This is a genomic window from Algoriphagus marincola DSM 16067 (genome assembly GCF_000429405.1).
Lineage (GTDB): Bacteria > Bacteroidota > Bacteroidia > Cytophagales > Cyclobacteriaceae > Algoriphagus > Algoriphagus marincola.
On record NZ_AUBU01000002.1, the window covers coordinates 479330 to 503318 of the forward strand.

Consider the following 23989-nt stretch of genomic DNA (forward strand, 5'->3'; position numbering starts at 1 on the left):
CTTAAAGGGGATTTACTTCCAAGACGTCTCCAAACAAAGTTGCTGTGGTACAATCGGTGATTTTCACCTTGACGTAATCGCCTAATTTTAGCCCTGCAGATGGTACAATCACTACCTTATTGGCTGAGTTTCTTCCTTTGAGTTCTTCAGAAGATTTTTTGGAAGTGCCTTCAATAAGAATCCACTGCTCTTTTCCGATATCCAATTTGTTTCGCTCGAGGGAAAGCTCGTTTTGCTTAGCGATAATTTCACTTAGCCTTCGCTTTTTGATATCGAGCGGGATATCATCCTCATATTTTTTAGCCGCCAAAGTGCCCGGACGCTCCGAATAGAAAAACATGTAAGAGAAATCATACTTGACCAGGTCCATCAAGGTCAAGGTGTCCTGATGTTCGGCTTCTGTTTCAGTACAGAATCCCGCAATCATGTCGGAGGAAATGCCGCATTCTTCCCCAAGGATTTCTCGGATGGCACGAACCCGATCCAGATACCACTCACGGGTATAGGTTCGGTTCATCATTTCCAATACGCGGCTATTTCCGGATTGAACCGGAAGGTGAATATACTTGCAGATGTTATCGTACTTTTTCATGGTGTAGAGTACCTCATCTGTAATGTCTTTTGGATGGGAAGTGGAAAAACGAACCCGAAGCAATGGGTCGATTTGAGCAACCATTTCCAATAGGTTGGCAAAGTTGATAACCTGCGTTACTTCCCCTTCTTTTTTATTGAGCCTAGCCTTATTGTTTTCCTCAGGAGACCACTTGTAAGAATCCACGTTTTGACCCAAGAGCGTCACTTCACGATACCCTCTTTCAAATAAATCACGCGCTTCTGCTACAATGGAATGTGGGTCTCGACTTCGCTCTCTTCCCCGGGTGAATGGTACTACACAGAAAGAACACATATTATCACAGCCTCGCATGATGGAGATGAAGGCAGTGATCCCATTTGAGTTTAGTCTGACAGGAGCGATATCGGCGTAGGTTTCTTCTCTGGAAAGGAAAGTATTGACTCCTTTTCTACCGTCTTCTGCAGCATTTACTAGGTTTGGTAGGTCTCTGTAGGCATCAGGTCCTACGACTACGTCAACGATTTTTTCTTCTTCGAGAAGTTTGTCCTTCAGTCGCTCAGCCATGCAGCCCAATACACCGATCGTCATCTCGGGTTTGGATTTTTTTACCGCGTTGAAGTGATTGAGACGGTTTCTGACGGTTTGCTCTGCCTTTTCCCGGATAGAGCAAGTATTCAAAAAAACCACATCTGCCTGCTCAAAGTCAGAAGTTGTATCGTAGCCATTCTCCTTCATGATGGAGGCGACGATTTCAGAATCTGAAAAATTCATCTGACAACCGTAGCTTTCAATATAAATTTTCTTGCTTTTACCGGTGTTTTCCTCCAGCGTAGTTTTGTAATCTACTGCCTGAGCCTCTTCTCCGGTGATGATGTCAATATCTTTAATCAACTGATCCATTCAATTCTCATTTTTCGAACTGCGAAATTACGAATAATCGGACAAAATGGCAGTGTTCTCCAAACTATTATAAGAAATATTCACAGTTGGCGATCAATTGTGTTCTCGGACTTTGAGTTTAGGATCCGGGTTGAGGACTTCTTCTTCCTCGGTCAGCGTAAAATCATCGGTATTCAAGTCAGGCTGTCCCGCATTAATCCATGCGGTGTACCAAAAATCAGCAATCATTTTAATAGAATTTTTCATTTGTCGCTCGACCATCCCATTCAAAGCAAAGGAATAGGCTTCGGTGAATTCACGGGAATAGACCCGGACCGTCAAGCCATTTCGCTCCTCAAAGCTGTATTTCAATTCTTCAGAAAAGCTTTTGCTTAATTCACGTTCGATTTGCAATACACTATCGACTTGGCTATGGGCAGTTGCTACAGCTTTCCAGATGGCTTGCTGAGGTTTATCAACGTATTCGGCTTTCCCGACCCAGAGGCTGAAGTTTTCGGAAAGTAATTCCGGAACTCTGCTTTCCCAAAAACCATGGATTCCTTCCTGTCCTGTTAGTTGCCCATTGTAGTTTTTGGTGGTGTGGAGTGGAACGTTCAAATCTCCAAAGTAATGACCCAAATCTGCGGATAGCCGAAGGATGGCGTCTTTATTTTTCTTTTCGAATGCCTTGGTCAGGTTGGTAAAGGTAAGATAGGCAGCCCAAGGCCCGATGCCGTGTGCTCTCAAGCTATCCTCACCGAATTTTTCTACCGCATCAAACCAAAAAACTGGAAGCACATGTAGCGCAGAATCACCATAAACGTCCAAGTCGATGTAGTGCTTTTCTGCTTCGCCTGCTACGGCATAGCGACGACGATCAGGGTTCACGGCCTTTTCTGTAACAAATTGAATTTGAGGCTTGTAAAAAGCAATTAGTTCTTCAGGTAGGGAGAAAACAGCTACCCTGTTTATCAGTTGGTGAGCGAAGAAACCCCAAAAAAGAAGCCCAAGAAAAAGGCTTGAAACGGAAATATGTGGAATAACTGAAAAAATCATCTCTTGAAAATACAGCGAATATTCCGCTAAAAAAATAGATGTTTACACTATATTTGTCCCATTAAAATCAATTATCCCAAATATTCGATCATTCAATAGAGTTGGTACTACTGATAATTATTAATTTCCTTTGGTGGAGTTAATAATTTGATCTAAATTTGCACTCCAATTCGGTTAGGGGATCGTTTAAGAAATTTATTTAATTCAAGATATGGCAAATCACAAATCAGCTCTAAAGAGAATTCGTGCCAACGAAGCGAAGCGTTTGAGAAACAGATATCAGTCCAAGACTACTCGTACGTTCATCAAGCGTTTGAAGGCGGCCACGGATAAATCAGAAGCGCAAGAGCTATTCCAAAAAGTATCTTCTATGCTTGACAAACTTGCTAAGAAGAATATCATTCACAGGAATAACGCGAGCAATAAAAAATCAAAGCTGGCAAAATTTGTCAATGCTTTAGGCTAATTATAGTCAACCAATTTATTGAAAACCCTGCTTGTCAGGGTTTTTTTTATGCCTAAAAATCAATAGATTTAGTTTCACTTTTTTTGATTTAGGCATGGAGAACTTTACTTCAATCAAAATCGCGCAACTTGCCGAGGAAGATCGGCCCCGGGAAAAACTATTGTTAAAAGGCAAATCTGCCCTGACAGACGCTGAATTGATCGCTATTCTTATCGGTTCAGGCACACCAAGCATAAGTGCGGTGGATCTGTCCAAGCATATCCTATCTTCTGTTAATCATGATCTTTCGGCCTTGGCCAGACTGACGATCCAGGATCTCAAAAAATTCAAGGGAATAGGAGAAGCGAAGGCTATTAGCATTGTCAGTGCCATGGAGCTTGGAAGAAGGCGAAAAGAAATTGAGCCGAGAAAAAAGTTCAAGATTACCAGTTCCAGAGATGTGTATGACCTGATTAAGCCAGAATTGTATGACGAAATTGTTGAGCATTTTTACTTGGTCCTCTTGACTAGGTCTAATCAAGTCATCAAAAAAGAACGAATTTCCCAAGGGGGGACTTCTGGGACAGTCGTCGATGCCAAGTTAGTTTTTAAGGCGGCATTGGATCATCAGGCTCAGTCTGTCATCCTCGTACACAATCATCCAAGTGGGAGTCTGAGTCCCTCTGAGCAGGATCGTAGGCTGACCAAGCGCTTGACAGAAATCGGTCGGGCGATGGACCTGCCGGTCTTGGACCATGTGATTTTTACTGACTCAGGTTATTTTAGCTTTGCTGATGAAGGGATTTTATAGAGGCAAGAGCTTAGAGGCAAGAGACTAGAGCTTAGAATCAAGAAACTAGAGAAATGAATTCCCAAGCTGGGAGGTGACGGAGATAGATTGTAATTTTGGACAACCTTTGAGGGTTCCTCTTGTTGTTTCAAACAAGAAATGGACAGTCTGAATCGATTTATGAAAAGCAATCATATCATTTTAACATTTGTCTCGGTTGTAGTCTTGGCCGCGATAGCTTACACCCTTACCAGTGCTGAGGATCCGGAGACCTACATTGAGACCATCGAATCCGAGCGGGAGCGTCAGTTTAAATTCATCCGCTACAATATCGAGTCGCCTTTGACTGAGGAGCAAAAGCGGAATTTTAAGGAATTGACTTTTTATCCCATTGACCCTGCGTATAAAGTGAAGGCTCGAATCATCCCCAAGGAAGACAAAAAGGTACGGGAAGTTCCTCTGACGGATGGGAGCAAAGAGCGCTATATCGAGCATGCTTATGCGGAGTTTGAGCTGGGAGGTAAGACCAATCGACTCCTCTTGCTTCAGGCTATGGATGAGGTGGATAAGCGCAATTTCTTTTTGGCATTTGCCGATGAGACGAGTAGTCGTGAGACTTACGGTGGAGGGCGCTATATCAATGCCCGACAGGACGGGAAAAACAGCATTACGATCGATTTTAACTTGGCGTATAATCCCTATTGTGCCTATAATCCCGACTATGCCTGTCCGATTCCACCCAGGGAAAATATTTTGGATATCGCTATTGAGGCTGGAGAGAAAAATTACAAGGAATAGCTTCGGCCTTCCTGAAAAGCTTTAAATTTGTCTGTGTTAATTGAGAAAGAGGGTTTTCGAACCCTTTTTCTTTATTTGAAAGCCTAGGGAAGGCAATAAAAGAACCTAGTTTTATGAGAATCTCAATCAATCGATTAAAAAAATACATTGCATTAACTGAATCACCGGAAGAAATTGCCGACTTGCTTACTCAATCCGGCCTGGAAGTGGAAGGGATCGAGGAGTTTGTTTCCATCCCCGGAGGACTGGAAGGGATCGTAATTGGGGAAGTATTGACTTGCGAGAAGCATCCCGATGCGGATAAACTCAGCCTAACCACCGTGGATATCGGAGCAGATTCTCCATCGCAGATTGTCTGTGGTGCACCCAATGTGGCTGCAGGGCAAAAGGTGTTGGTAGCCACCGTTGGAGCCACACTCTACCCTACAGGAGGAGATTCTTTTACGATCAAGAAGGCTAAAATCCGCGGACAGGTATCCGAAGGGATGATTTGTGCTGAGGATGAATTGGGGATCGGTAGCAGTCACGACGGTATCATGGTTTTGGACACAGACCTACCCAACGGAACTCCCGCTTCTGAATTGATTCCTGTGACTTTTGATCATGTCTTGGAAATTGGATTGACTCCAAACCGGGCAGATGCAGCCTCTCATTTGGGAGTAGCAAGGGATTTAAAAGCACTTTTAGGACGGCCGCTTTGCATCGATGAAGTCTCTGATTTGACGCTTGAAGCTGATCGGAAAGCGTTGGAAGTATCGGTAGCTGATGCAGCTGATTGTCCACGATATGCGGGGGTAGTTGTTTCTAATTTGAAGGTAGCTCCTTCTCCGCAGTGGCTTCAGGATTTCCTTCGGGCGCTGGATCTGGAGCCGATCAATAATGTAGTCGATATCACCAATTTTATTTTGCATGACTTGGGACAGCCCTTGCATGCTTTTGACTTTGAGAAAATTTCCGGAGGTAAAATCATCGTCCAAAAACTTCCCAAAGACAGCAAATTCATCACTTTGGATGAGAAAGAGCGAAAACTTTCCGGTGAGGAATTGATGATTTGTGATGCAGAAGGAGGAATGTGTATCGGAGGAATTTTCGGAGGAAAAGGCTCTGGAGTTTCCGATCAGACTACATCTATTTTCCTGGAATCGGCCTACTTTTCTCCGGATGTGATCCGAAAAGGCGCTCAATACCACGGCTTGAAGACCGATGCTTCCTTCCGTTTTGAGCGGGGGACAGATCCAAATATGCCGGTTTATGCTCTAAAAAAGGCTGTGCAATTATTGCGGGAAATTGCCGGAGGCAAGGTGAGCTCTGAAATGGTAGACCTCTATCCAAATCCGATCGCTGACTTTGAAATTGACCTGGAATACGGTCATATCAACCGACTGATCGGAAAGAAGATTGAACCGAGTCAAGTGAAGTCCATTCTGGAAGGATTGGATATTCGAGTAGAGAATGAGACAGAAGAAGGTTTCAAAGCGATCGTCAAGCCCTATCGGGTGGATGTCATCCGTGAAGCAGATATTATTGAAGAAATTCTGAGGATCTACGGTTTTCAGCAGGTCGAGCTTTCCGAAAATCTCAAAACTGATTATCTGGCTGAGCATCCGGTCAAAGATCTCAATAAGCTCCAATATAGACTGTCTGAGATTTTGGGAGCGCAGGGCTATCAGGAGATGATTACCAATAGCTTAACCAAGCCTGTTTATGCAGAGAAATCAGGTTTCTTGGACCCTACACTGAATGTGGAAATCTACAACAAGCTCAGCGAGGACTTGGGTGTGATGCGTCAGAGCTTGCTTTTCAGCGGACTGGAAGTTTTGGCACATAATATCAACAGACGTCAAGGCGACTTGAAATTCTTCGAATTTGGTACAGTCTACCAAAACACTGAAGCCGGATATCAAGAGGGACGTCGGTTGGCAATTTTCCATTCGGGTAATCGTTCTGCTGAGAGTTGGCTGGAGCCGGCGAGACCTTTTGGCTTTGCTGACCTGTATGCGACTATCGAACGGCTGTTGGATAAGCTTAACCTTCAAATCTCCAATTCAGAGATGCTAGAATCAGCCCCATTTGAATATGGTCTGCGTCTTATGCTGGGCCAAAGGGAACTGGGAACCTTGGGTTTGGTGAAGGATTCACTTTTGAAAATGACTGAAGTACGGCAGGAAGTATGGTATGCAGATTTGGATTGGGACTTGCTTTGCAAAAAAGCCAGCGGATTGAAGCAATATGCGGAGATTTCCAAATTCCCAGAAGTGCGTAGGGATCTTTCTTTGGTGATTGACAAAGCGGTGAGCTATGCAAAAGTGAAAGAGGTAGCGGAGAAGGCAGGTGGAAAGCTACTGCGGCGTATCGGAGTTTTTGATGTTTACCAAGGGGATAAAATTGATGCAGGCAAAAAAGCTTATGCCTTGAGCTTTCATCTTCAGGATCAGGAAAAAACACTGACGGATAAGGTAATTGACAAAACAATGCATAAATTAATGGAGGCCTTTCAAAATGAAGTTGGGGCCGTCATTCGAAGCTAAAAGATGATTCAAGAAGAACTGCAAAAACTGGAAAAACTAGCTCGTCAAGCTAGTCTGAAAATCAGTGAGTTGGCTGCCGAAAACCAATTATTGAAGGAGAAATTGGGGCAGGTAGAAAGTCAATTGAGTCAGCGGGAGCAGGAAATCGAGAATTTTAAAAATAAGATTAAAATTACTAACATTGTGGATAACCGAACGGTGAATCCGGAGGATTCGGCCGAAATGAGTGAATTAATCAATAATTATATAAAAGAGATCGATCAGCTGATCGATTATTTGTCAGAATAAATGGAGACACTTGCCATACGCATCAAAATCGGAGACCGAGAGTACCCCATGCGGGTGACTCAGGAGGATGAAGCCAAAATCAGGCATGCCGGTAAGTTGATAAATGAAAAACTGAGGAAGTATAAATCGGAGTTTGGACTAGACGACAATCAGGATCTTCTTGCCATGGTCGCTTTTGACTGCATGGTTGAGTCCTTGGAGACCAATGCGGTCAATCAAGAAGACAGTGAGCACATTCGTGCCAGTATTGCCCATGTCAATTCCCTACTTTCCAAAGCCATATAATTCTTTGATTCCCACTGATTTTTCCGAGTTTGAGGATTCCCAAAAGGTCTAATAAATACCAAAATACCTATGGGAGAAGTGTTATATATTATCCTGGCCGGCCTGGTGGGTCTGGGTGCAGGAGCTGCGCTTGCAAGCGTTTTTATTAAAAATAAGCATCAGAAACTAGAGGAGGAGACGAAAGAAAAAGTCAAATCCATGCTCAGAGAGGCAGAAATTTCTGCCGAATCACTCAAGAAAGACAAGATTCTAGAAGCCAAGGAAAAGTATCTCAAGCTCAAATCTGAGTTTGATGAGGAGTTTTCTAATAAGAAAAATATTCTCAGCACCAATGAGAATAAACTCAAGCAACGGGAGCAGCATTTATCCAAAGAACTGGAGCAGGTCAAGCGAAAAGAAGCGGAACTCGACAGTAAAAAGGAAAATCTCGACGCACAGTTGAATGCTGTTCGTGTGAAGAAAGAAGAACTCGATCGAGTGACGAATCAACGAATTGCTGATTTGGAAAAAATCGCTGGATTGACTCGTGAGGAAGCAAGAGAACAATTGGTTCAAATGCTGACTGATGAAGCTCAGAGTAAGGCTTCTTCTAAAATCAAGGATATTCTGGATGAGGCAAAACTTTCTGCTACCAAGCAAGCCAAAAAGATCGTGTTGGATACTATTCAGCGCACGGCTACTGAGCATGCTATAGAAAACTGTGTTTCTGTTTTCAACATAGAAAGCGATGACATCAAAGGAAAAATCATCGGACGAGAAGGTCGAAATATCCGAGCCCTAGAGTCCGCTACAGGTGTTGAAATCATCGTGGATGATACTCCGGAAGCGATTATTATTTCAGGATTTGATCCTGTCAGAAGAGAGATTGCAAGACTTTCCCTTCACCGATTGGTACAGGATGGACGTATTCACCCTGCACGTATCGAGGAAGTGGTCGCCAAAACGGAGAAAAATATCGAAGAAGAAATCGTGGAAATCGGTGAGCGTACCTGTATTGATTTGGGCGTTCATGGTCTGCATCCTGAGCTGATCCGAATGGTTGGCAGGATGCGCTTCCGTTCATCTTACGGGCAGAACTTATTGCAACATTCACGCGAAACTGCCAAGCTTGCTGCTATCATGGCTTCTGAGATGGGATTGAATGCGAAACTTGCCAAGCGAGCAGGGCTTTTGCACGATATCGGAAAGGTATGGCATGAAGAGCAAGAGCTTCCGCATGCTATCCTGGGAATGGAGCTTGCGAAGCGATATAAGGAACATCCTGAGGTTTGCAATGCCATCGGTGCCCACCACGATGAGATCGAAATGACCTCCATGATTTCACCAATCGTCCAAGCCTCTGATGCCATATCAGGTTCTAGACCTGGAGCTCGTCGGGAGATCATGGATAGCTATATCAAGCGTCTGAAAGAGTTGGAAGAAATGGCTTTAGGATTTGATGGAGTCAATAAATGCTTTGCGATGCAGGCCGGACGTGAGCTTCGCGTATTGGTAGACGCAGACCATGTCGATGATCAGACTGCGGGTAAGCTTTCATTCGATATTTCTCAAAAAATCGAAAAAGAGATGCAGTACCCTGGACAGATCAAGATCACGGTCATTCGAGAAATGCGTGCTGTTAATTATGCTCGTTAAACAATAATCTATGGTGGTTGTCTAAAAAGGCTTTTCGTCATTGCGAACAAAGTGAAGCAATCTAATCTAATTATATCTTTAATTACTATTGAGATCGCTTCGTTTCACTTGCGATGACGAAACATCATGCAATAAAGACAACCGTTTCTATCTATGTGGTTAACTATTCGGCTTGTATCAGATGTTTTTGAAGGGCTTGATAGAGCCCGGACGCAGATTTTTCGAAAAAGACTGGAGGAGCAAGATTTAGAAACCCTTCGAAAATTTTTTCCCTATTTTAAGTCACTTCGTCCCCAGCATCAAAAGGAATTCAAGCATCGGTTGGAGCTTGTCCTGACAGAGAAACGCTTTTATGCTCGAGGAGGACTGAAAGAAGTAACAAAGGAGATGAAGCTCTTGATAGGGGCTACTATCGTACAGGTGGTTTTTGGCTTTAAAGAACTTCGCCTACGCCATTTTCAAAATATTTTGATCTATCCGGATACCTACTTATCCACCATTTCCAATCAGCAGCACGCCGGAGAAGTGAATCCCAAGCATGGAGCCATCGTCCTTTCTTGGAAAAGCTTTGCCAAAGGCTTAGCTGATGAAAAGGATGGGGTTAATTTGGGGATTCATGAAGTAGCCCATGCTCTTAAATTGGAAAATTGGATTCGGTCTAATGATGAAATTAATTTTCTACATCCCAAATTATGGTCGGAGTATTTGGAGCTATCGGAAATGGAAATGGAGCAAATTCAAGAAGGAAAAGATGACTTTTTTCGAAAAAGGGGAGGGGCTGATGCCCATGAGTTTTTTGCGGTAGCTTTGGAGAATTTCTTCGAAAGACCGGAGGAATTCCAAAATAGAAAGCCTCTGCTTTTCACAGTTTTGGTGAAGTTGCTGCGGCAAAATCCCATCGTTTTAAAGCAATCCTAAATCGGTCTGCAGCTTTTCAAGTGCATTTTCCAAACTTTCAGATAGCCCTTGATAAAGTGATAAGTTTTCTCCCCAAAGCTTTTCTTCAGAAAGTACTTTCTGGACAAGCTCTTTCTCAGAATTGTTTTTCCAAAGCTCTTCAAAAAGGGTCAAAATTTCAGGATCATCATTAAGCGGAATTTTCTGATCACCTACCTGTCCTTTGTAAAACAATAGCGTTGAGGCAAATGACTCCATGAGTCTTTGGGGCCATTGTCCTTTTTCTTCAAAATAGTCCAAGAGGGAAGGAAGTACCCGAACCTTGAATTTTGAAATTTGGTTGAGGGCAATGCTTTCAAGTTCATGACGGATAAAAGGATTGGCGAAGCGCTCCATTACAGTCTCTGCGAAACGGAAAGTCTCTTCTTGGTCTAGCGGAACATGCGGGACAATCTCCTCAAAAACTAACTCTCGCAGCCACTTTCCAATCTTAGGATCTTCAACCGATTCCCGAACTGTCCGAAGACCCTGCAAATAAGCAAAAGGGACCAAGGCAGAATGCGCGCCGTTCAATATTCTAACCTTTCGCTCCCGAAAAGGCTTGATATCTGCAACAAATTGGACGTTTAATCCTGCGCGATGAAGTGGGAGAGACTTTTCGACTTGCTCATCTCCCTCAATGGCCCAAAAATGATAAGGTTCTGCCATGACCAACAATTCATCCTTTGTGGTCAGCCTATCACTGAGCTCATTGATTTTGTCCTTTGGAAATCCCGGCACGATTCGATCCACCAGGGTATTACAAAACTTACAGCTCTTTTTAATCCAATCGGTAAAAGCCTCCTCCAATGACCAATCATCGGCATACTGGAGTATGATTTCTTGGAGTTGACCACCATTATTGGCTATCAATTCGCAGGGTAAAAAAGTCAATCCTTTCTCGGGGTCCCCTCCGAAATATTGAAAGCGCTCCCAAAGCAAAGCAGTCATTTTTGCCGGAAAGCTTTTGGGGATAGTTCCTGCTTGAAATACCTCTTTTTCGTATTTGATCCCAGCCTCAGTGGTATTGGAAATAACCCATTCAAGAGAGGGGTTTTGACTGATCTGCTTTAATTCTGAGAAATCGGATGTCAGGCAGGTATAGCGTTTTACACAGTCGATTTTATCAAGGAGGTTGATTTTTTTTCCCTTTTCAATTCCAGCAGTCCAGACGTGGAATTGATTTGCTTGCCGGATCATTCGCTGGTCAATTTCTGTGGAATGAATCTGAATGCTGTGAATTCCACCTTCCCAAACTCCTTTTTCATTGGCTTTTTGAATCATCCAATCGAGGAAGCCCCGAAGAAAGTTTCCATTACCGACCTGTAAGATTCTGATTGGAGGCTCTTGTTTTAACATAGGTTTAAAGGGAAACTCCTCTTTTCCAAGGGATAAAATCGTCTTGATTTAGCATCATAGCTTTGGTGAGTTTTTTGCCACTTGCGATAGTGATGATTTCCTCCAAAAGTTCTTCACCAAGTTGCTCAATATTCTTCTCTCCGGTGATTACTCCTCCGGTATTGAAATCGATGATATCTGGCATTCGTTGTGCAAGCTGGTCGTTGCTCGATACCTTGAGGACTGGACAGATGGGGTTTCCGGTGGGAGTGCCCAAGCCAGTAGTAAATAAAATCAAATTGGCACCTGCCCCAGCAAGTGCGGTCGTGCTTTCCACATCATTTCCCGGTGTGCAGAGTAGATTTAGTCCGGGTTTCTGGACATATTCTCCATAGTCCAATACATCCGTGACCGGAGAGTTGCCTCCTTTCTTTGCTGCTCCACATGATTTGATAGCGTCTGTGATCAAGCCGTCTCGGATATTTCCAGGTGAGGGATTCATATCAAATCCAGACCCCACTTTTTCTGCGGCCTGAGAATAAGCTTTCATCAAGCTGGAAAAGCGCTCGGCCTTCTGATCATTGACACATCGGTCAATGAGGTTTTGCTCTACTCCACAAAGCTCAGGAAACTCAGAAAGAATTGCCTTGCCACCCAATGCCACGATCAAATCAGAAACTCTCCCTAAAACAGGATTTGCGGAGATACCGGAAAAGCCGTCTGAGCCTCCGCATTCCAAGCCGATACTCAGTTTGGATAGAGGGGCTGGTTTTCGAGAAAGCTTGTTCGCCTCCGCCATTCCCCAAAAGGTAGCCTCGATGGCTTTGGATAATAGGGCAGGCTCTGTTCCTTCCTGCTGCTGTTCAAAAACAAGCAATGGCTTATCAAAGGACGGATTGAATTCGTAAAGCTTTCTTTTGAGAATAGCTGCTTGGGCATGCTGGCACCCCAGACTCAAAACTGTAGCACCTGCCACATTTGGATGGTGAATATAGCCAGCTAGCAAGGCACAAAGAGCCTCCGCATCCTGACGGGTTCCTCCGCAACCTCCTTGGTGGGTGAGGAATTTGATGCCATCTACCTGAGGAAATATCCTACTTGAGGACGTTTGATTAATTGAATCAGAAGCTGTCGGTTTCTTGGATTCATATTGATTGATCAGGTTTTTCACCAAGCCTTTGTAGGGATTCGGTTTGGCATAGCCCAACTCTTCCAAAAAGGCATCTTTGATCACTTCTACATTTCGGTTTTCACAGAAAACTAGGGGGATGACTAGCCAAAAATTAGCAGTTCCTACTTGACCGTCTGCCCGGTGAAATCCATCAAAAGTCCTTTCAGCGAATTTGGATACATCCGGAGCATTCCATTGATAATGAGCGCTTTGATGAGTGAATGAGGAAGCTTCATGCTTGATGTTTTCTGTAGTCAAAAGTCCTCCTTTTGGAATACTCTTTACAGCCTTACCCACTAAGACTCCATACATTTTGACTTCATCACCGGGCTCAAAAGGGTGAATCGCGAATTTGTGTTTGGCTGGAATTTCCTCCCCAAGATGGATGGTTTTTCCCAGGTGGAGGATTTCTGCACCTTTTTCCAAATTCTGCAGAGCCACTAGCACATTATCGGCAGGATCTATTTGTAAGAATTGCTTTTCCATAGTAAGAATGAGAAGCAAGATAAATTTCTTTTCGGGAAAATACAGGTCAGATTCAGTCGATAGGCTGTTTTCTATTTGGCGATTCAGTGGTAAAATGGCTTGGGCTTTTGATAAAGTCAGAAAATCGTTTCCGTAATTCCTTTATCAATAGTCTGTCAAAAAGTGTATTATTGTTGAGAACCCAAAATGACTCATGCAGTACAAAAAAATAATTGCTTTATTCCTTTTTACCTGCTCATTGACGCTTTCTTGCTCAGGACCTTCCAATGTTCGGGTGATCAAGATGGGGCATGCTTTGGTGACTTCCCATCCTGTACACGAGGCGATGCTTTTTTTGTCCAAAAGGGTAGAAGAGAAATCAAATGGCAGACTCAAAATCAAAGTGTATCCCAATCAGCAGCTTGGCACAGAAAGGGAGCTGGTTGAGCTATTGCAAATAGGCAGTTTAGGCATGACCAAGGTGTCATCGGCAGCTTTGGAGGGTTTTGCACCCATGATGCAGGTATTAGGAGTGCCTTTTCTTTTTAGGGATGATGAGCATTTGACCAAGGTTTTAAGAGGTGATATCGGAAAAAGCCTTCTTTTAGGGGCTGAAAAATATTGGTTACGGGGCCTTTGCTTTTACGATGCAGGCAAGCGTAGTTTTTATTCCAAAGATAAGCCCATTGAGAAACCGGAAGATCTGAAAGGACTAAAAGTGAGAGTGATGGAGTCCAACATGGCCACCAATATGGTGCGAGCTATGGGAGGGTCTCCAACGCCCGTTGCCTACGGTGAACTCTACACCGCTCTTCAGCAGGGGATAGTGGATGGTGCAGAAAATAATCCGCCCAGTCTATATACATCAAAGCACTATGAAGTTTGTGGGTATTACAGCATGAATGAACACACCGCTTTGCCTGATGTAGTCATCGTCAGTACGAAGGTTTGGAATAGTCTCAATCAGCAAGAACAGCAATGGCTTCAAGAGGCAGCTGATGAATCTGCTCTTTACCAATACGAGCTTTGGGAGGCATCTACTCAAAAATCCTTGGAAGAACTCGAAAAAGCCGGTGTGGTCATTTCTTATCCAGATAAGGAGCCTTTCCGTCAAGCGGTTCAACCTATGTATGAGGCTTTGAAAACGGATGAGCCTGAAATCTATCAAATCATTCAAGAGATCCAAAAAATCCAATAGCATGCAGGGATCCCGACTGAAAAACCGAATTGACTCTGTCATTGCTCATGCCTTGGTCTTGTTGATGGCTTTGATGGTTATTAATGTGAGCTGGCAGGTAGCGTCTCGTTATGTTTTCCAAAATCCGAGTTCTTTTACGGATGAACTAGCCCGGTATATGCTCATTTGGGTGGGTATGCTCGGGGCTGCTTATGTGGCGGGTAAGGATAAGCATTTGGCGATAGATATTCTGATGAACAAGATGAATGAGGAGAATCGAAGAAAGACCAAGGTTTTAATTCATTTTCTGGTTTTGATTTTTGCATTAGCAGCTATGGTGATCGGAGGGATCAATTTGGTCTACATCACCTTCACCTTGGGTCAAACATCTGCAGCCTTGAAGATTTCCTTAGCCTATGTCTATATGATCATTCCTTTCAGCGGGCTTTTGGTAATGTACTATCAGGCTTTGGCTATTCAATATTTATTATCTAACCCCAAAGCAGACTGATATGGAGACTTTGAGTATTTTAGTTTTAGTCTTTTCCTTTTTGTTCTTTTTGGGTATCGGTGTTCCCGTAGCCTGGAGTTTGGGGCTTTCAAGTCTGCTGACATTGCTGGTAACTGTCTCAGCAATGCCTGCGGCTACGACTATAGCACAGCGAATGGGGACAGGGTTGGATAGCTTTTCTCTGCTTGCAATTCCCTTTTTTATATTGGCTGGGGAGTTGATGAACCGAGGAGGAATTGCCAATCGCTTGATTGAATTTGCCAAAGCAATGACTGGGAAATTACCCGGTGGTCTGCTTCATGTGAATGTAATTGCGGCCATGCTCATGGGAGCAATCGCAGGTTCGGCCGTGGCGGCAGCTTCCTCGATGGGAGGAATCTTAGGAAAGCGAATGGAAAATGAGGGCTATCCAAAGGAATTGGGAGCTGCTGTCAATATCACGAGTTCCACCACAGGCTTAATCATTCCTCCGTCTAACGTACTGATTGTCTATTCTTTAGCTTCTGGAGGTGTATCGGTAGCAGCGCTATTTGTAGCGGGTTACTTACCCGGTTTATTGGTAGGCTTGATGCTGATGATTACTGGGGCTGTCATGGTCAAAATCAAAAAGCTACCAGCTGGTGAGTCTTCAAGTTTTAAGCATTTACTTTCTACTTTTTGGAAAGCTATTCCGAGTTTATTGCTCTTGGTGGTGGTCATTGGTGGGATAGTAGCCGGTGTCTTCACTGCTACTGAAGCTTCAGCAATCGCAGTGCTTTATGCTTTGGGTTTGTCGATGATTTACAGAGAATTGAAAGTTTCTGACCTGCCTAGTGTTTTGCTCAAGTCAGCGGAGACCACCGCAGTGGTCATGCTCCTGATAGCTACTTCCATGGCGATGTCTTGGGTCATGTCAGCGGAGGAAATCCCACAGCAAATCGCCAATTCGCTACTTTCCTTGAGTGATAATATTATTGTAATTTTGATCCTGATTAACCTGATTTTACTCTTTGTCGGGATATTTATGGATATGACTCCGGCAGTATTGATTTTTACCCCCATATTCCTTCCGGTGGTGACGGAGTTGGGAGTAGATCCAGTTCATTTTGGGATCATGATGGTGCTCAACCTTTGCATAGGATTATGTACACCTCCGGTAGGTTCTATTCTCTTTATCGGAGTGGGGATCGCTCAGACCAGTATCGAAAAAGTAATCAAACCCCTTCTACCTTTCTTTTTGGCGATGGTGCTGGCCTTGATTTTAATCATGCTGTTTCCGCAAATTAGTCTTTGGTTGCCTTCACTTTTTGGTCTATAAAGTAAGGAGCTTATTTTTCTTGGTGATAGTAGAACTGACTTTAGGTAATATCAGGTTTCAAATTTTATCTTCATCGGTCATCGGTCATCCAGGCAGAAAAGCAAAAGCACTTAGGTTATTGGTACCATTGCTAGCTTCGAATTAAATTACTTCAAGATACTTTGAATAAAAGCAACTGATTGAGGGATCTGCTCCACAGAGCGGCTACTTTCATCTTCTATGACCAAGTATTCTGTTCCTTGCTTTTGTGCTTCTTTGATGATTTTTGCAAGACCTACATCTCCGGTACCTAGGACAACATTCGTCTCAACATCCGCGCGGCCATCCATGCTATTGGGAGTTCCAATTTGTCGGTCCTTTAGGTGAAGCATTGGGAATTTTCCCTTATGTTTTTTCATGATTTTTAGAGGATCTCCCCCGCCCATTTTTACCCAATAAATATCCATATTGAAAGCAAAATTTTCTGCATTATCCAGCATCCAGTCTAATACGACGCCTTTGCCGGCAGGCGAGAATTCATAGCCATGAGGATGGTAAAGTAGCGTGATTCCTTCTTCCTTAAATGTTTTGCCCACTTCATTGAAGAGGGCTGTAGCAACTTTTATTTCATCCAGAGAAATAGGTCCCTCTTGGTGAGGAATCCAATAACAAGTAGCATATTTAGCACCGTGTTTTTTGGCTTCAGCAATGATTGGCGCGGGATCTCGAAGCAATTGATTATAATCTGCGCCTACTCCAATTATTCGGAGATTGTTTTCTTGGAAAACCTGATCATATTTCTCCTGAGACATCCCATACATTCCCCCACCTTCAATTGCATGTATGCCCCAGTCCGCAATCATTCTATAGTATTTCTCAGGATCATTGGGTAATTGATTGCGGAGAGAGTAAGTCTGAATGCCGATTTCCTGAGCAAATGACAAGGCCGGAACTGCAAGTAGAAGTGAGAGTAATAGGCTTTTGAGTTTCATTTTCGGGTTTAGTTTATTGAGAAATAGTAAATTTTAGAAAAATTAATTTCATAATCCTCAAAATGCTGATTTTTCATTAATTAGCTATAAATTGTTAGGTAAAATTATGATATCCAGAAGAAAATTTATTCAAAACTCCTCGCTTTTAGGCTTGTCTATGACTATTCGACCTGATCTTTCATTATTTCAATCAAAAGATAAAATTCTTGGACATGGCGATTTTCGCTACAAGATTGACCTCAAATGGGGGAATCTTGATCCAGATAAGTTTCCGGTTGTCAATTGTCATGAGATGGTGATGGATCGAAAGGGGCGAATGATTCTTATGACAGACGAGCCCAAGAATAATGTCATTGTTTATGATCAATCCGGTAAGCTTTTGGATACTTGGACTCTAGGTCTACAGGCTGCACATGGCTTGACGCTTATCGATGAAGGAGATGCTGAATATCTGTGGATCTCTGATAATGGAGGAAGGGTAATTAAAGCTACGCTGAATGGGACGGTAGTATCAGAACTGGTAGACCCAAGAAAGGAAGGGATTTATGAAAGTGAAATGCGTTGGACTCCAACTGAAACGGCCATTGCGCCCAACGGGCATTTGTATGTAGCTGATGGATATGGATCGCAGTACTTTCTTCATTATGATTCGGATGGAAATTTTATCAGAAAGTTTGGAGGTCCTGGATCCGAAGACCATCAATTCAGTACTGCTCATGGAATTGCTGTAGACCAGCGAAATGGTAAAAGCCCGACTTTGATCTGTACTTCTAGAGGTCATAATTCATTTAAGCGGTTCAGCCTTAATGGAGAATATATGGAGACCATATTTTTACCGGGCGCTTTTGTCTGTAGACCGGTAATTCATGGCGAAAATTTATATGCTGGAGTTTGTTGGTCTAGGCTCAGATACTTGGAGCAAACGCCTGACTCTGGCTTTGTAACTATTTTGGATAAGGATAATAGGGTGGTTTCGAATCCAGGAGGATCAGAGCCTGAATATCGGGACGGTGAACTTCAATTAATGAAGCAAGCGGAGCCTGTATTTAAGCATTGCCACGATGTATGTATTGATCAGGATGAAAATATATACGTCTGCCAATGGAATGCAGGAAAAACCTATCCAATCAAATTGACTAGGGTGTAGGTAGTGTCTATATAAGCTTTGTTAACCTGATTGGTTAGCTCAATTCAAAAATTAAATCTTTCAATTATGAAATCGGTCAGCGTTCAGTGGTTTGAAATACCTGTTCAGGGTATGGATAGGGCGATTAATTTTTATCAGAAGGTTTTTGAGTGTGAATTATCCAAGCAGGTGCTTGATGGTTTTCAAATGGCTTGGTTTCCATTCGATCCTGAAAAAGGTGGAGCATCAGGAAGTCTAGTTTATCACCAGGAGTTTTATGAAATAAGTCCAAAAGCTGGAGTTTTGGTTTATTTTGGTGTGGATGATTGTGCGGTGGAGCTTTCCAGAGTGGAGGCTGCTGGAGGAAAGGTGGAGATCCCAAAAAGGATGATTGCTCCTGATATAGGCTATATGGGAGTAATCATTGATTCTGAAGGAAACCGGGTTGCATTTCATTCCAAACGATAAAATAATCAAACAATAACGATGAATAATATTTCAATAGTTTGAAAATCTATTTTTCTTGTTAGTTTTATTTTCTGAAAAAAAATAAGTAAGTGCGATTTGGTTTTTTTGATTCGGAGGGGGTAAAAGGTGATCTAGTCAAGCTACAAGACAAGTCTGCAGAAATATTTGCTTTGTTGGCAGGGGTCTTAATGATTGTTTTAGGTTTCAGTGATTTTTTTATAGGTCTTTCCAGTTTCATTATCATTATCAAGCTCTCATTTGCCATACCTTTTTTGACAGGGTATTGGGCTATGCGGAGATGGGGTTGGCATCAGCAGATTATTCAGGCGATGCTTCTGCTTGGGCTACTAATTGCGTCAATAAACTATCCAAATAATGAAGGATTTCGTGGTCCTACCTTGTATACTATTTTTATTTTTTCTGCTGTTACGGCAATTTTGATCCGAGGTTGGCAGCGGTTTTTTTGGCTTGGATTTACTTTTCTTTTGTACAGTCTACTTTTTTATGGAGAGATAAGCGGTTGGTATCTGGTTGATTCTCAATATTCAAGTCTTGAAAATTTATTTTGGGACCATTGGATCACTATTCTTTGGTGTGGATTATTTATTTTTCTCGGTATCTACGTGCTCTTAAAGAATTACAGCATTCAAAATGCTGCTCTTTTGAAGGTTCAGAAGGAAAAAGATGAAGCTCTTAAGAAACTCGAGGACTTGAATCTTAAGAAAAATCAACTATTGGCTTTACTTTCCCATGACTTGAAAAGTCCTGTTGCAGTACTTCAGTCTACACTAGAAATGGTGGATCAAGGACTTTTTGATCAGGACGAAGTCAATTTGATTTTGGGAGATTTGAAAAACCAATCGGTGCATCTCAATCGGATTTTAAATAATACGTTGGGCTGGGTAATGGCCGAAATGGATGGTACAAAGGCTCAAAAGAGTCCCATAAATGTCCATGAGCTCACAGAAGAGATCGTCGATGCAATGAGAGTGCCTGCTCATCGAAAAGGGCAGCAGATAGTTCTTCAAAAACTAGGGGAGAATTTGGTCTGTGATTTAGAGGTGAATGAAGTCAAGATTATTTTGAAAAACCTATTGGATAATGCAGTTAAATTTACTCCGACCGGTGAAAATATTGAGGTCAAAGCCCAAGTCAGCAAGGAGAAGATTGAATGGAGGATTTTTAACCCTGGACACCCTATTCCCGAAAATCTTCATGGAGATATTTTTGAATTTAAGGTAAAAAGTTCTCTTGGTACACGCTCAGAAAAAGGAACTGGTCTTGGTTTGCCTCTATGTAAGAAAATAGCCGATCAACTTGAGCTGAGCCTGGGTTTTGAAGTGGATAGTGATGCTGGAAATATATTCTTTTTGGAGAAGGACTTGTCCTCATAAATCATCAATAATCACCTGTATTTTTTGAAAGCTGAATATTGTGGAAAACAGCTGAAATTTTGTGTGTAAGTTGTTTATAATTCATGTCTTTTTGGGGGATAAATTGTTAAAAAATATTATTCTGAATATTTGCCATTTAGTGAAATAATTAACAACTTTATTTCATCAAGAAGGTAAAATATTAGGATTAAGTCCTAAATATCAGTTTGAAATTTGGATCTTGTTGGAATGCTTCTTTGGAAGTAAACTTGCAAGTTCGCGGTAGTGATCAAAGACCACAGCCCAGTGCCTAGCACAGAGGCTTGACTCCATTCACCTATTGGCCATCAAGGGTCACAATGAAGAGCAATCTAAAGTTGTTTAGGGGAGTCTAGGTTAGTTGGATTAATCTGACTTTAATGATTCACAAAGCCTTGCGAAAGTTAGGCGACCTGCGAGGTTGACAGCAATGTCAATTTGCTGCATCAAGGACTTACAGAGCCTATCGGTTTTTTTCGGAAAATTGAAATGGCTAGGTTAAAAGACCGCAAGGTTTGTCTGTAGAAGTGGCTGTCCATTGGATAACTGAGATAGAAGCTCTAAGCAAATAGACTTCGTCTAATACTTATCTTGACGCAGTCAAGTACTACGGTAATTGACTGTGAAGCGGAGAGTGACTTCAAAGGTTGCTTTCCGCTTTTTTTATTCTTTCTGTCTAAACCCGTTTGTCAGGATTTTTTTACCTTTTGCGGTTTATTGATAGTATAATGTTTTGAATTTTGGTTATTTATCAATCCTTATCAATCCGCTGAAAATGGCAAATCTGAATACAAAAGCAAAGCCCGAAACAACCTATGATGCAATCGTAATTGGCTCTGGTGCCAGCGGTGGCTGGGCAGCGAAGGAACTTTGCGAAAATGGATTAAAGACCTTGGTTCTGGAAAGAGGACGAATGGTCAGGCATATTGAAGATTATCCTACAGCATCTAAGGCACCATGGGAATTTGAATTTAGAGGTACAGTGCCCATAGAAAAAAGATCCGGGATAGGTGCAGCACGGTGGGGAAGAGAGGAGACGATGCATTGGGCTCTGGCAGAAGATGAACAACCAATCATTGAAGAGAAGCCTTTTCGTTGGTTTAGGGGATATCATGTAGGGGGGAAATCCTTGCTTTGGGCTAGAGGGACTCAGCGCTGGTCTGACTATGATCTAGAAGGTCCTGCAAGGGATGGCTATGCGGTTGATTGGCCTATTCGATACAAAGACCTGGAGCCTTGGTACAATCATGTGGAGCGTTTCGTAGGTTTTTGTGGCTCGAAGGATGGTCTGCCGGAGCTTCCTGATCAGATTGTTCAGCCAGGTTTTGAATTAAGTTGTATCGAAAAATATTACAGCGAGCAGCTGAAAAGCATTTATGGTGATCGGCATTTGATCCAAGGAAGATGTGCACACCTGACCGACCCGCAGGAAATACACAAACAGCAAGGGAGAAACAAGTGCCAGCATCAGAATATGTGTAATCGAGGCTGCATCTATGGGGGCTATTTTTCAGCAAATGCATCCACTTTGCCTTGGGCAGAAAAGACTGGAAATTTGACTATTCGTCCTGACTCTGTTGTTGAGTCGATTATTTATGATGAGGAAAAGGGACGAGCAATCGGTGTTCGGATAATAGACCGACATACTAAGGAGGCTACGGAATTTTATTCCAAAATAATATTTGTCAACGCTTCTACCATTAACTCTAATGCTATCCTGCTAAACTCTAAATCAAGCCGTTTTCCAAATGGACTTGGAAATGATAATGGATTGATGGGTAAGTTTATGGCTTGTCATAATTATAGGGGTAAAGGAAATGCCTCTTTCGAAGGGTTTTTTGATCAAGCTACTGAGGGAAGGCATCCCGGCCATGCCTATGTACCTAGGTTTCGCAATGTCTTCAGGCAAGACACTGATTTCCTCCGCGGCTATGCAATAGGAATGGCAGGAGGAAGAAGGGTAGATGCCGACACTTCAGGCATAGGTCATCAGTTGAGAGATAATCTTCTCAACAGACAATATGGTGTTTGGACCATGGCAGCTTGGATGCAGGGAGAAGTCATTCCGATTGAGTCTAATCATATGAGATTGAGCGAAGCTGAAACCGATAAGTATGGAATTCCAAGAATCATCATGTCAGTCGAGTGGACCGAAAATGATGATAAAATGACTCAGGATTTTCTCGAGCAGCAGTCTGAGATGTATGAGCGCATGGGTTTCAAAAATATCAATGTGACCGATACCAAAGCTCCTCCTGGATCTGATATTCATGAAATGGGTGGAGTAAGAATGGGGAGAGATCCCAAAACATCCCTTCTAAATGAATTCAATCAGCTTCATACCTGTCCCAATGTATTTGTGACAGATGGAGCTTGTATGACTAGTACCAGTACACAGAATCCGACACTCATGTTTATGACCTTGACGGCTAGAGCAGCGAATTACGCCGTAGAGGAGCTAAAGAAACAGAATTTGTAAGAAGATGTACTTCCTTTAAACCCTTAACCCCCAGCAAATGAAAAATCTACTTTTGGTACTTTGTCTTTTAGGCGGTATGACAACTTTGCCAAAGGAATCTTTAGCCCAAAAAAAGGGAGATCTTATGTTTCAGGTCCCACTTGGAATTGCGGCTTACACCTTTCGCAACCAATGGGAAAATGGAGTTTCGGAGACCCTGGATATTATTCAGGAGATGGGCTTCAAACAATATGAGGGAGGTGTTCCCAATGGAGTTAGCCCCGATGAATTTAAAGCAATGTTGAACTCGCGAGGGATTTCCATTCCCTCTACAGGCACTGGTTTTGAACAATTGGAGTCGGATCCTCAGGCAGTAGCTGACCGAGCCAAAGCCTTAGGTGTGAAATATGTAATGTGCGCCTGGATTCCCCATCAGCGAGGACAATTTTCTAAAGAGGATGCTGATCGGGCTATTGAAGCTTTCAATAAGGGAGGAAAGATATTGAAGGAAAATGGATTGATCTTCAAATATCATGTTCATGGCTATGAATTTCAGCCTTATGAAGGAGAAACGCTCTTCGACTATTTAGTGAAGAATACCAATCCTGAATACGTAGCGCTTCAGATGGACGTGATGTGGACTCATTTTGGTGGAGCGGACCCAGCTTCTTTGCTCAAAAAGTATGGGAAGCGTTGGGTATCCTTGCACTTGAAAGACTTCCGGAATGATGCTCCCAAAGATATGACTGGTTTGACCGGTCCTGAAAATGATGTTCCTTTGGGTGAGGGGGAGTTGGATTTTCCGAGTATCCTTCGAGAGGCAAACAAAATCGGAATCAAGCACATGTTTATCGAGGATGAAAGCGATCATGAGCTTGAAGCACTACCCAAAAGCATTGCTTATCTCAAAAGCTTGAGGTATTAGAATCCAAAAGCAACTTATTCAAAAGCCACTTCCAGAGAAGTGGCTTTTTTGTTGGATTCAAAATAATTATGATTGTCAAAAACTTTTTCAATACATAAAGGTTCTTTATTATTCGAATAAAAAATATGCGTTTAGCTCTTTTCTTTTCTTTTCTGATTTTGATTCCCGTTTTGACGAGTTCCATTAGTGTTTCAGATGCTGAAAACAGCATCTTTTCTATTGAACTAGTGGAAAACTTGGATGGTGAAGAGGAAAAAAAAGATTCTAAAGAGAAATCAAATTTCTACTCCGATTTCTCCAGTAACGAGCTTTTTAGAGCCTTTTGTGTGGAGCTATCAACTTCCACAAATGTGATTTTTTCAATTCCTGATGGTGCAAGAATAACCATAGATTTCCCTCCTGAATTAGTTTGATTTCATCTCTTTTTTGAAACGTACCAATACCTGATTTAAGGCA

General features: G+C 42.5%; 22 protein-coding genes. 17 read left to right on the forward strand and 5 right to left on the reverse strand.

The window, feature by feature from the left end; all coding sequences use genetic code 11:
• Window position 1 precedes the first annotated feature (1 nt).
• Window positions 2-1474 (reverse strand): tRNA (N6-isopentenyl adenosine(37)-C2)-methylthiotransferase MiaB, encoded by a 1473-nt coding sequence (miaB, locus tag G457_RS0105185; protein ID WP_026945512.1) that lies wholly within the window; start codon window positions 1472-1474, stop codon window positions 2-4.
• Between the two features lie 93 nt (window positions 1475-1567).
• Window positions 1568-2509, reverse strand: a complete 942-nt coding sequence (locus tag G457_RS0105190) for a zinc dependent phospholipase C family protein (protein WP_248602819.1) — start codon at window positions 2507-2509, stop codon at window positions 1568-1570.
• 211 nt (window positions 2510-2720) lie between these two features.
• On the opposite strand from G457_RS0105190, the gene rpsT reads away from it, so the two are divergent.
• The 8 genes from rpsT to G457_RS0105235 all read left to right on the forward strand — a co-directional run bounded on the left by rpsT (window position 2721) and on the right by G457_RS0105235 (window position 10196).
• The gene (gene rpsT / locus G457_RS0105195; protein WP_026945514.1) at window positions 2721-2975 is read left to right on the forward strand and encodes a 30S ribosomal protein S20; all 255 of its coding nucleotides are present in this window, start codon (window positions 2721-2723) and stop codon (window positions 2973-2975) included.
• 94 nt (window positions 2976-3069) lie between these two features.
• Entirely contained in the window at window positions 3070-3765 is a 696-nt protein-coding gene (radC, locus tag G457_RS0105205) for a RadC family protein (protein WP_026945515.1), read from the forward strand.
• A 159-nt stretch (window positions 3766-3924) separates the two neighbouring features.
• Window positions 3925-4542 (forward strand): DUF1684 domain-containing protein, encoded by a 618-nt coding sequence (locus G457_RS0105210; RefSeq protein WP_026945516.1) that lies wholly within the window; start codon window positions 3925-3927, stop codon window positions 4540-4542.
• Between the two features lie 113 nt (window positions 4543-4655).
• Window positions 4656-7070 carry a phenylalanine--tRNA ligase subunit beta gene (gene pheT / locus G457_RS0105215; protein ID WP_026945517.1) on the forward strand — a complete coding sequence of 805 codons (2415 nt, stop codon included), beginning with the start codon at window positions 4656-4658 and terminating at the stop codon, window positions 7068-7070.
• Between the two features lie 3 nt (window positions 7071-7073).
• Window positions 7074-7358, forward strand: coding sequence for a hypothetical protein (locus tag G457_RS0105220; RefSeq protein WP_026945518.1), 285 nt, complete (start codon window positions 7074-7076; stop codon window positions 7356-7358).
• Complete coding sequence (locus G457_RS0105225) at window positions 7359-7643, forward strand: cell division protein ZapA (protein ID WP_026945519.1); 285 nt, start codon at window positions 7359-7361, stop codon at window positions 7641-7643.
• 69 nt (window positions 7644-7712) lie between these two features.
• Complete coding sequence (rny, locus tag G457_RS0105230) at window positions 7713-9278, forward strand: ribonuclease Y (protein WP_026945520.1); 1566 nt, start codon at window positions 7713-7715, stop codon at window positions 9276-9278.
• A 153-nt stretch (window positions 9279-9431) separates the two neighbouring features.
• Window positions 9432-10196 carry a zinc-dependent peptidase gene (locus G457_RS0105235; protein WP_026945521.1) on the forward strand — a complete coding sequence of 255 codons (765 nt, stop codon included), beginning with the start codon at window positions 9432-9434 and terminating at the stop codon, window positions 10194-10196.
• On the opposite strand, the gene G457_RS0105240 is transcribed toward G457_RS0105235, so the two are convergent.
• Together G457_RS0105240 and G457_RS0105245 are read right to left on the reverse strand one after the other, a co-directional pair.
• A complete protein-coding gene (locus tag G457_RS0105240; protein WP_026945522.1) occupies window positions 10182-11573 on the reverse strand; it encodes a tagaturonate reductase in 1392 nt (463 codons plus the stop codon). The genes G457_RS0105235 and G457_RS0105240 overlap by 15 nt on opposite strands.
• Before the next feature lie 4 nt (window positions 11574-11577).
• A complete protein-coding gene (locus G457_RS0105245) occupies window positions 11578-13209 on the reverse strand; it encodes a UxaA family hydrolase (protein ID WP_026945523.1) in 1632 nt (543 codons plus the stop codon).
• A gap of 193 nt (window positions 13210-13402) precedes the next feature.
• Here G457_RS0105245 and G457_RS0105250 point away from each other — a divergent pair, with 193 nt between their 5' ends.
• From G457_RS0105250 to G457_RS0105260, 3 genes are read left to right on the forward strand one after another with little or no spacing between them, the layout of a single operon-like run.
• Window positions 13403-14386, forward strand: coding sequence for a TRAP transporter substrate-binding protein (locus G457_RS0105250; RefSeq protein WP_026945524.1), 984 nt, complete (start codon window positions 13403-13405; stop codon window positions 14384-14386).
• A gap of 1 nt (window position 14387) precedes the next feature.
• On the forward strand, window positions 14388-14876 hold the full coding sequence (locus G457_RS0105255) for a TRAP transporter small permease (RefSeq protein ID WP_026945525.1): 489 nt from the start codon (window positions 14388-14390) through the stop codon (window positions 14874-14876).
• A 1-nt stretch (window position 14877) separates the two neighbouring features.
• Window positions 14878-16173: a TRAP transporter large permease gene (locus G457_RS0105260; protein ID WP_026945526.1), complete on the forward strand. Its 1296-nt coding sequence runs from the start codon at window positions 14878-14880 to the stop codon at window positions 16171-16173.
• Between the two features lie 146 nt (window positions 16174-16319).
• On the opposite strand, the gene G457_RS0105265 is transcribed toward G457_RS0105260, so the two are convergent.
• Window positions 16320-17144 (reverse strand): sugar phosphate isomerase/epimerase family protein, encoded by an 825-nt coding sequence (locus tag G457_RS0105265; RefSeq protein WP_026945527.1) that lies wholly within the window; start codon window positions 17142-17144, stop codon window positions 16320-16322.
• A 106-nt stretch (window positions 17145-17250) separates the two neighbouring features.
• Here G457_RS0105265 and G457_RS0105270 point away from each other — a divergent pair, with 106 nt between their 5' ends.
• From G457_RS0105270 to G457_RS0105295, 6 genes are all read left to right on the forward strand, one after another.
• Window positions 17251-18291 (forward strand): NHL repeat-containing protein, encoded by a 1041-nt coding sequence (locus G457_RS0105270; protein ID WP_035483166.1) that lies wholly within the window; start codon window positions 17251-17253, stop codon window positions 18289-18291.
• A 66-nt stretch (window positions 18292-18357) separates the two neighbouring features.
• Window positions 18358-18738, forward strand: coding sequence for a VOC family protein (locus G457_RS0105275; protein ID WP_026945529.1), 381 nt, complete (start codon window positions 18358-18360; stop codon window positions 18736-18738).
• Between the two features lie 89 nt (window positions 18739-18827).
• Entirely contained in the window at window positions 18828-20132 is a 1305-nt protein-coding gene (locus G457_RS0105280) for a sensor histidine kinase (protein WP_026945530.1), read from the forward strand.
• 793 nt (window positions 20133-20925) lie between these two features.
• The gene (locus G457_RS0105285) at window positions 20926-22629 is read left to right on the forward strand and encodes a GMC oxidoreductase (protein ID WP_026945531.1); all 1704 of its coding nucleotides are present in this window, start codon (window positions 20926-20928) and stop codon (window positions 22627-22629) included.
• 37 nt (window positions 22630-22666) lie between these two features.
• Window positions 22667-23533, forward strand: coding sequence for a sugar phosphate isomerase/epimerase family protein (locus tag G457_RS0105290; RefSeq protein WP_026945532.1), 867 nt, complete (start codon window positions 22667-22669; stop codon window positions 23531-23533).
• A 125-nt stretch (window positions 23534-23658) separates the two neighbouring features.
• Entirely contained in the window at window positions 23659-23946 is a 288-nt protein-coding gene (locus G457_RS0105295) for a hypothetical protein (protein ID WP_026945533.1), read from the forward strand.
• The last annotated feature ends 43 nt before the right edge of the window (window positions 23947-23989 follow it).

Excerpts from the sequence above, each read along its gene's own strand:
- G457_RS0105235 (WP_026945521.1), top strand. The coding sequence starts at position 9,432 with ATGTGGTTAACTATTCGGCTTGTATCAGATGTTTTTGAAGGGCTTGAT.
- miaB (WP_026945512.1), bottom strand. The coding sequence starts at position 1,474 with ATGGATCAGTTGATTAAAGATATTGACATCATCACCGGAGAAGAGGCT.
- G457_RS0105240 (WP_026945522.1), bottom strand. The coding sequence starts at position 11,573 with ATGTTAAAACAAGAGCCTCCAATCAGAATCTTACAGGTCGGTAATGGA.
- rny (WP_026945520.1), top strand. The coding sequence starts at position 7,713 with ATGGGAGAAGTGTTATATATTATCCTGGCCGGCCTGGTGGGTCTGGGT.
- G457_RS0105250 (WP_026945524.1), top strand. The coding sequence starts at position 13,403 with ATGCAGTACAAAAAAATAATTGCTTTATTCCTTTTTACCTGCTCATTG.
- G457_RS0105285 (WP_026945531.1), top strand. The coding sequence starts at position 20,926 with ATGGCAAATCTGAATACAAAAGCAAAGCCCGAAACAACCTATGATGCA.
- G457_RS0105265 (WP_026945527.1), bottom strand. The coding sequence starts at position 17,144 with ATGAAACTCAAAAGCCTATTACTCTCACTTCTACTTGCAGTTCCGGCC.
- G457_RS0105270 (WP_035483166.1), top strand. The coding sequence starts at position 17,251 with ATGATATCCAGAAGAAAATTTATTCAAAACTCCTCGCTTTTAGGCTTG.
- G457_RS0105275 (WP_026945529.1), top strand. The coding sequence starts at position 18,358 with ATGAAATCGGTCAGCGTTCAGTGGTTTGAAATACCTGTTCAGGGTATG.
- G457_RS0105190 (WP_248602819.1), bottom strand. The coding sequence starts at position 2,509 with ATGATTTTTTCAGTTATTCCACATATTTCCGTTTCAAGCCTTTTTCTT.
- rpsT (WP_026945514.1), top strand. The coding sequence starts at position 2,721 with ATGGCAAATCACAAATCAGCTCTAAAGAGAATTCGTGCCAACGAAGCG.
- G457_RS0105225 (WP_026945519.1), top strand. The coding sequence starts at position 7,359 with ATGGAGACACTTGCCATACGCATCAAAATCGGAGACCGAGAGTACCCC.
- G457_RS0105210 (WP_026945516.1), top strand. The coding sequence starts at position 3,925 with ATGAAAAGCAATCATATCATTTTAACATTTGTCTCGGTTGTAGTCTTG.
- G457_RS0105220 (WP_026945518.1), top strand. The coding sequence starts at position 7,074 with ATGATTCAAGAAGAACTGCAAAAACTGGAAAAACTAGCTCGTCAAGCT.
- G457_RS0105295 (WP_026945533.1), top strand. The coding sequence starts at position 23,659 with ATGCGTTTAGCTCTTTTCTTTTCTTTTCTGATTTTGATTCCCGTTTTG.
- radC (WP_026945515.1), top strand. The coding sequence starts at position 3,070 with ATGGAGAACTTTACTTCAATCAAAATCGCGCAACTTGCCGAGGAAGAT.
- G457_RS0105245 (WP_026945523.1), bottom strand. The coding sequence starts at position 13,209 with ATGGAAAAGCAATTCTTACAAATAGATCCTGCCGATAATGTGCTAGTG.
- pheT (WP_026945517.1), top strand. The coding sequence starts at position 4,656 with ATGAGAATCTCAATCAATCGATTAAAAAAATACATTGCATTAACTGAA.
- G457_RS0105255 (WP_026945525.1), top strand. The coding sequence starts at position 14,388 with ATGCAGGGATCCCGACTGAAAAACCGAATTGACTCTGTCATTGCTCAT.
- G457_RS0105290 (WP_026945532.1), top strand. The coding sequence starts at position 22,667 with ATGAAAAATCTACTTTTGGTACTTTGTCTTTTAGGCGGTATGACAACT.
- G457_RS0105260 (WP_026945526.1), top strand. The coding sequence starts at position 14,878 with ATGGAGACTTTGAGTATTTTAGTTTTAGTCTTTTCCTTTTTGTTCTTT.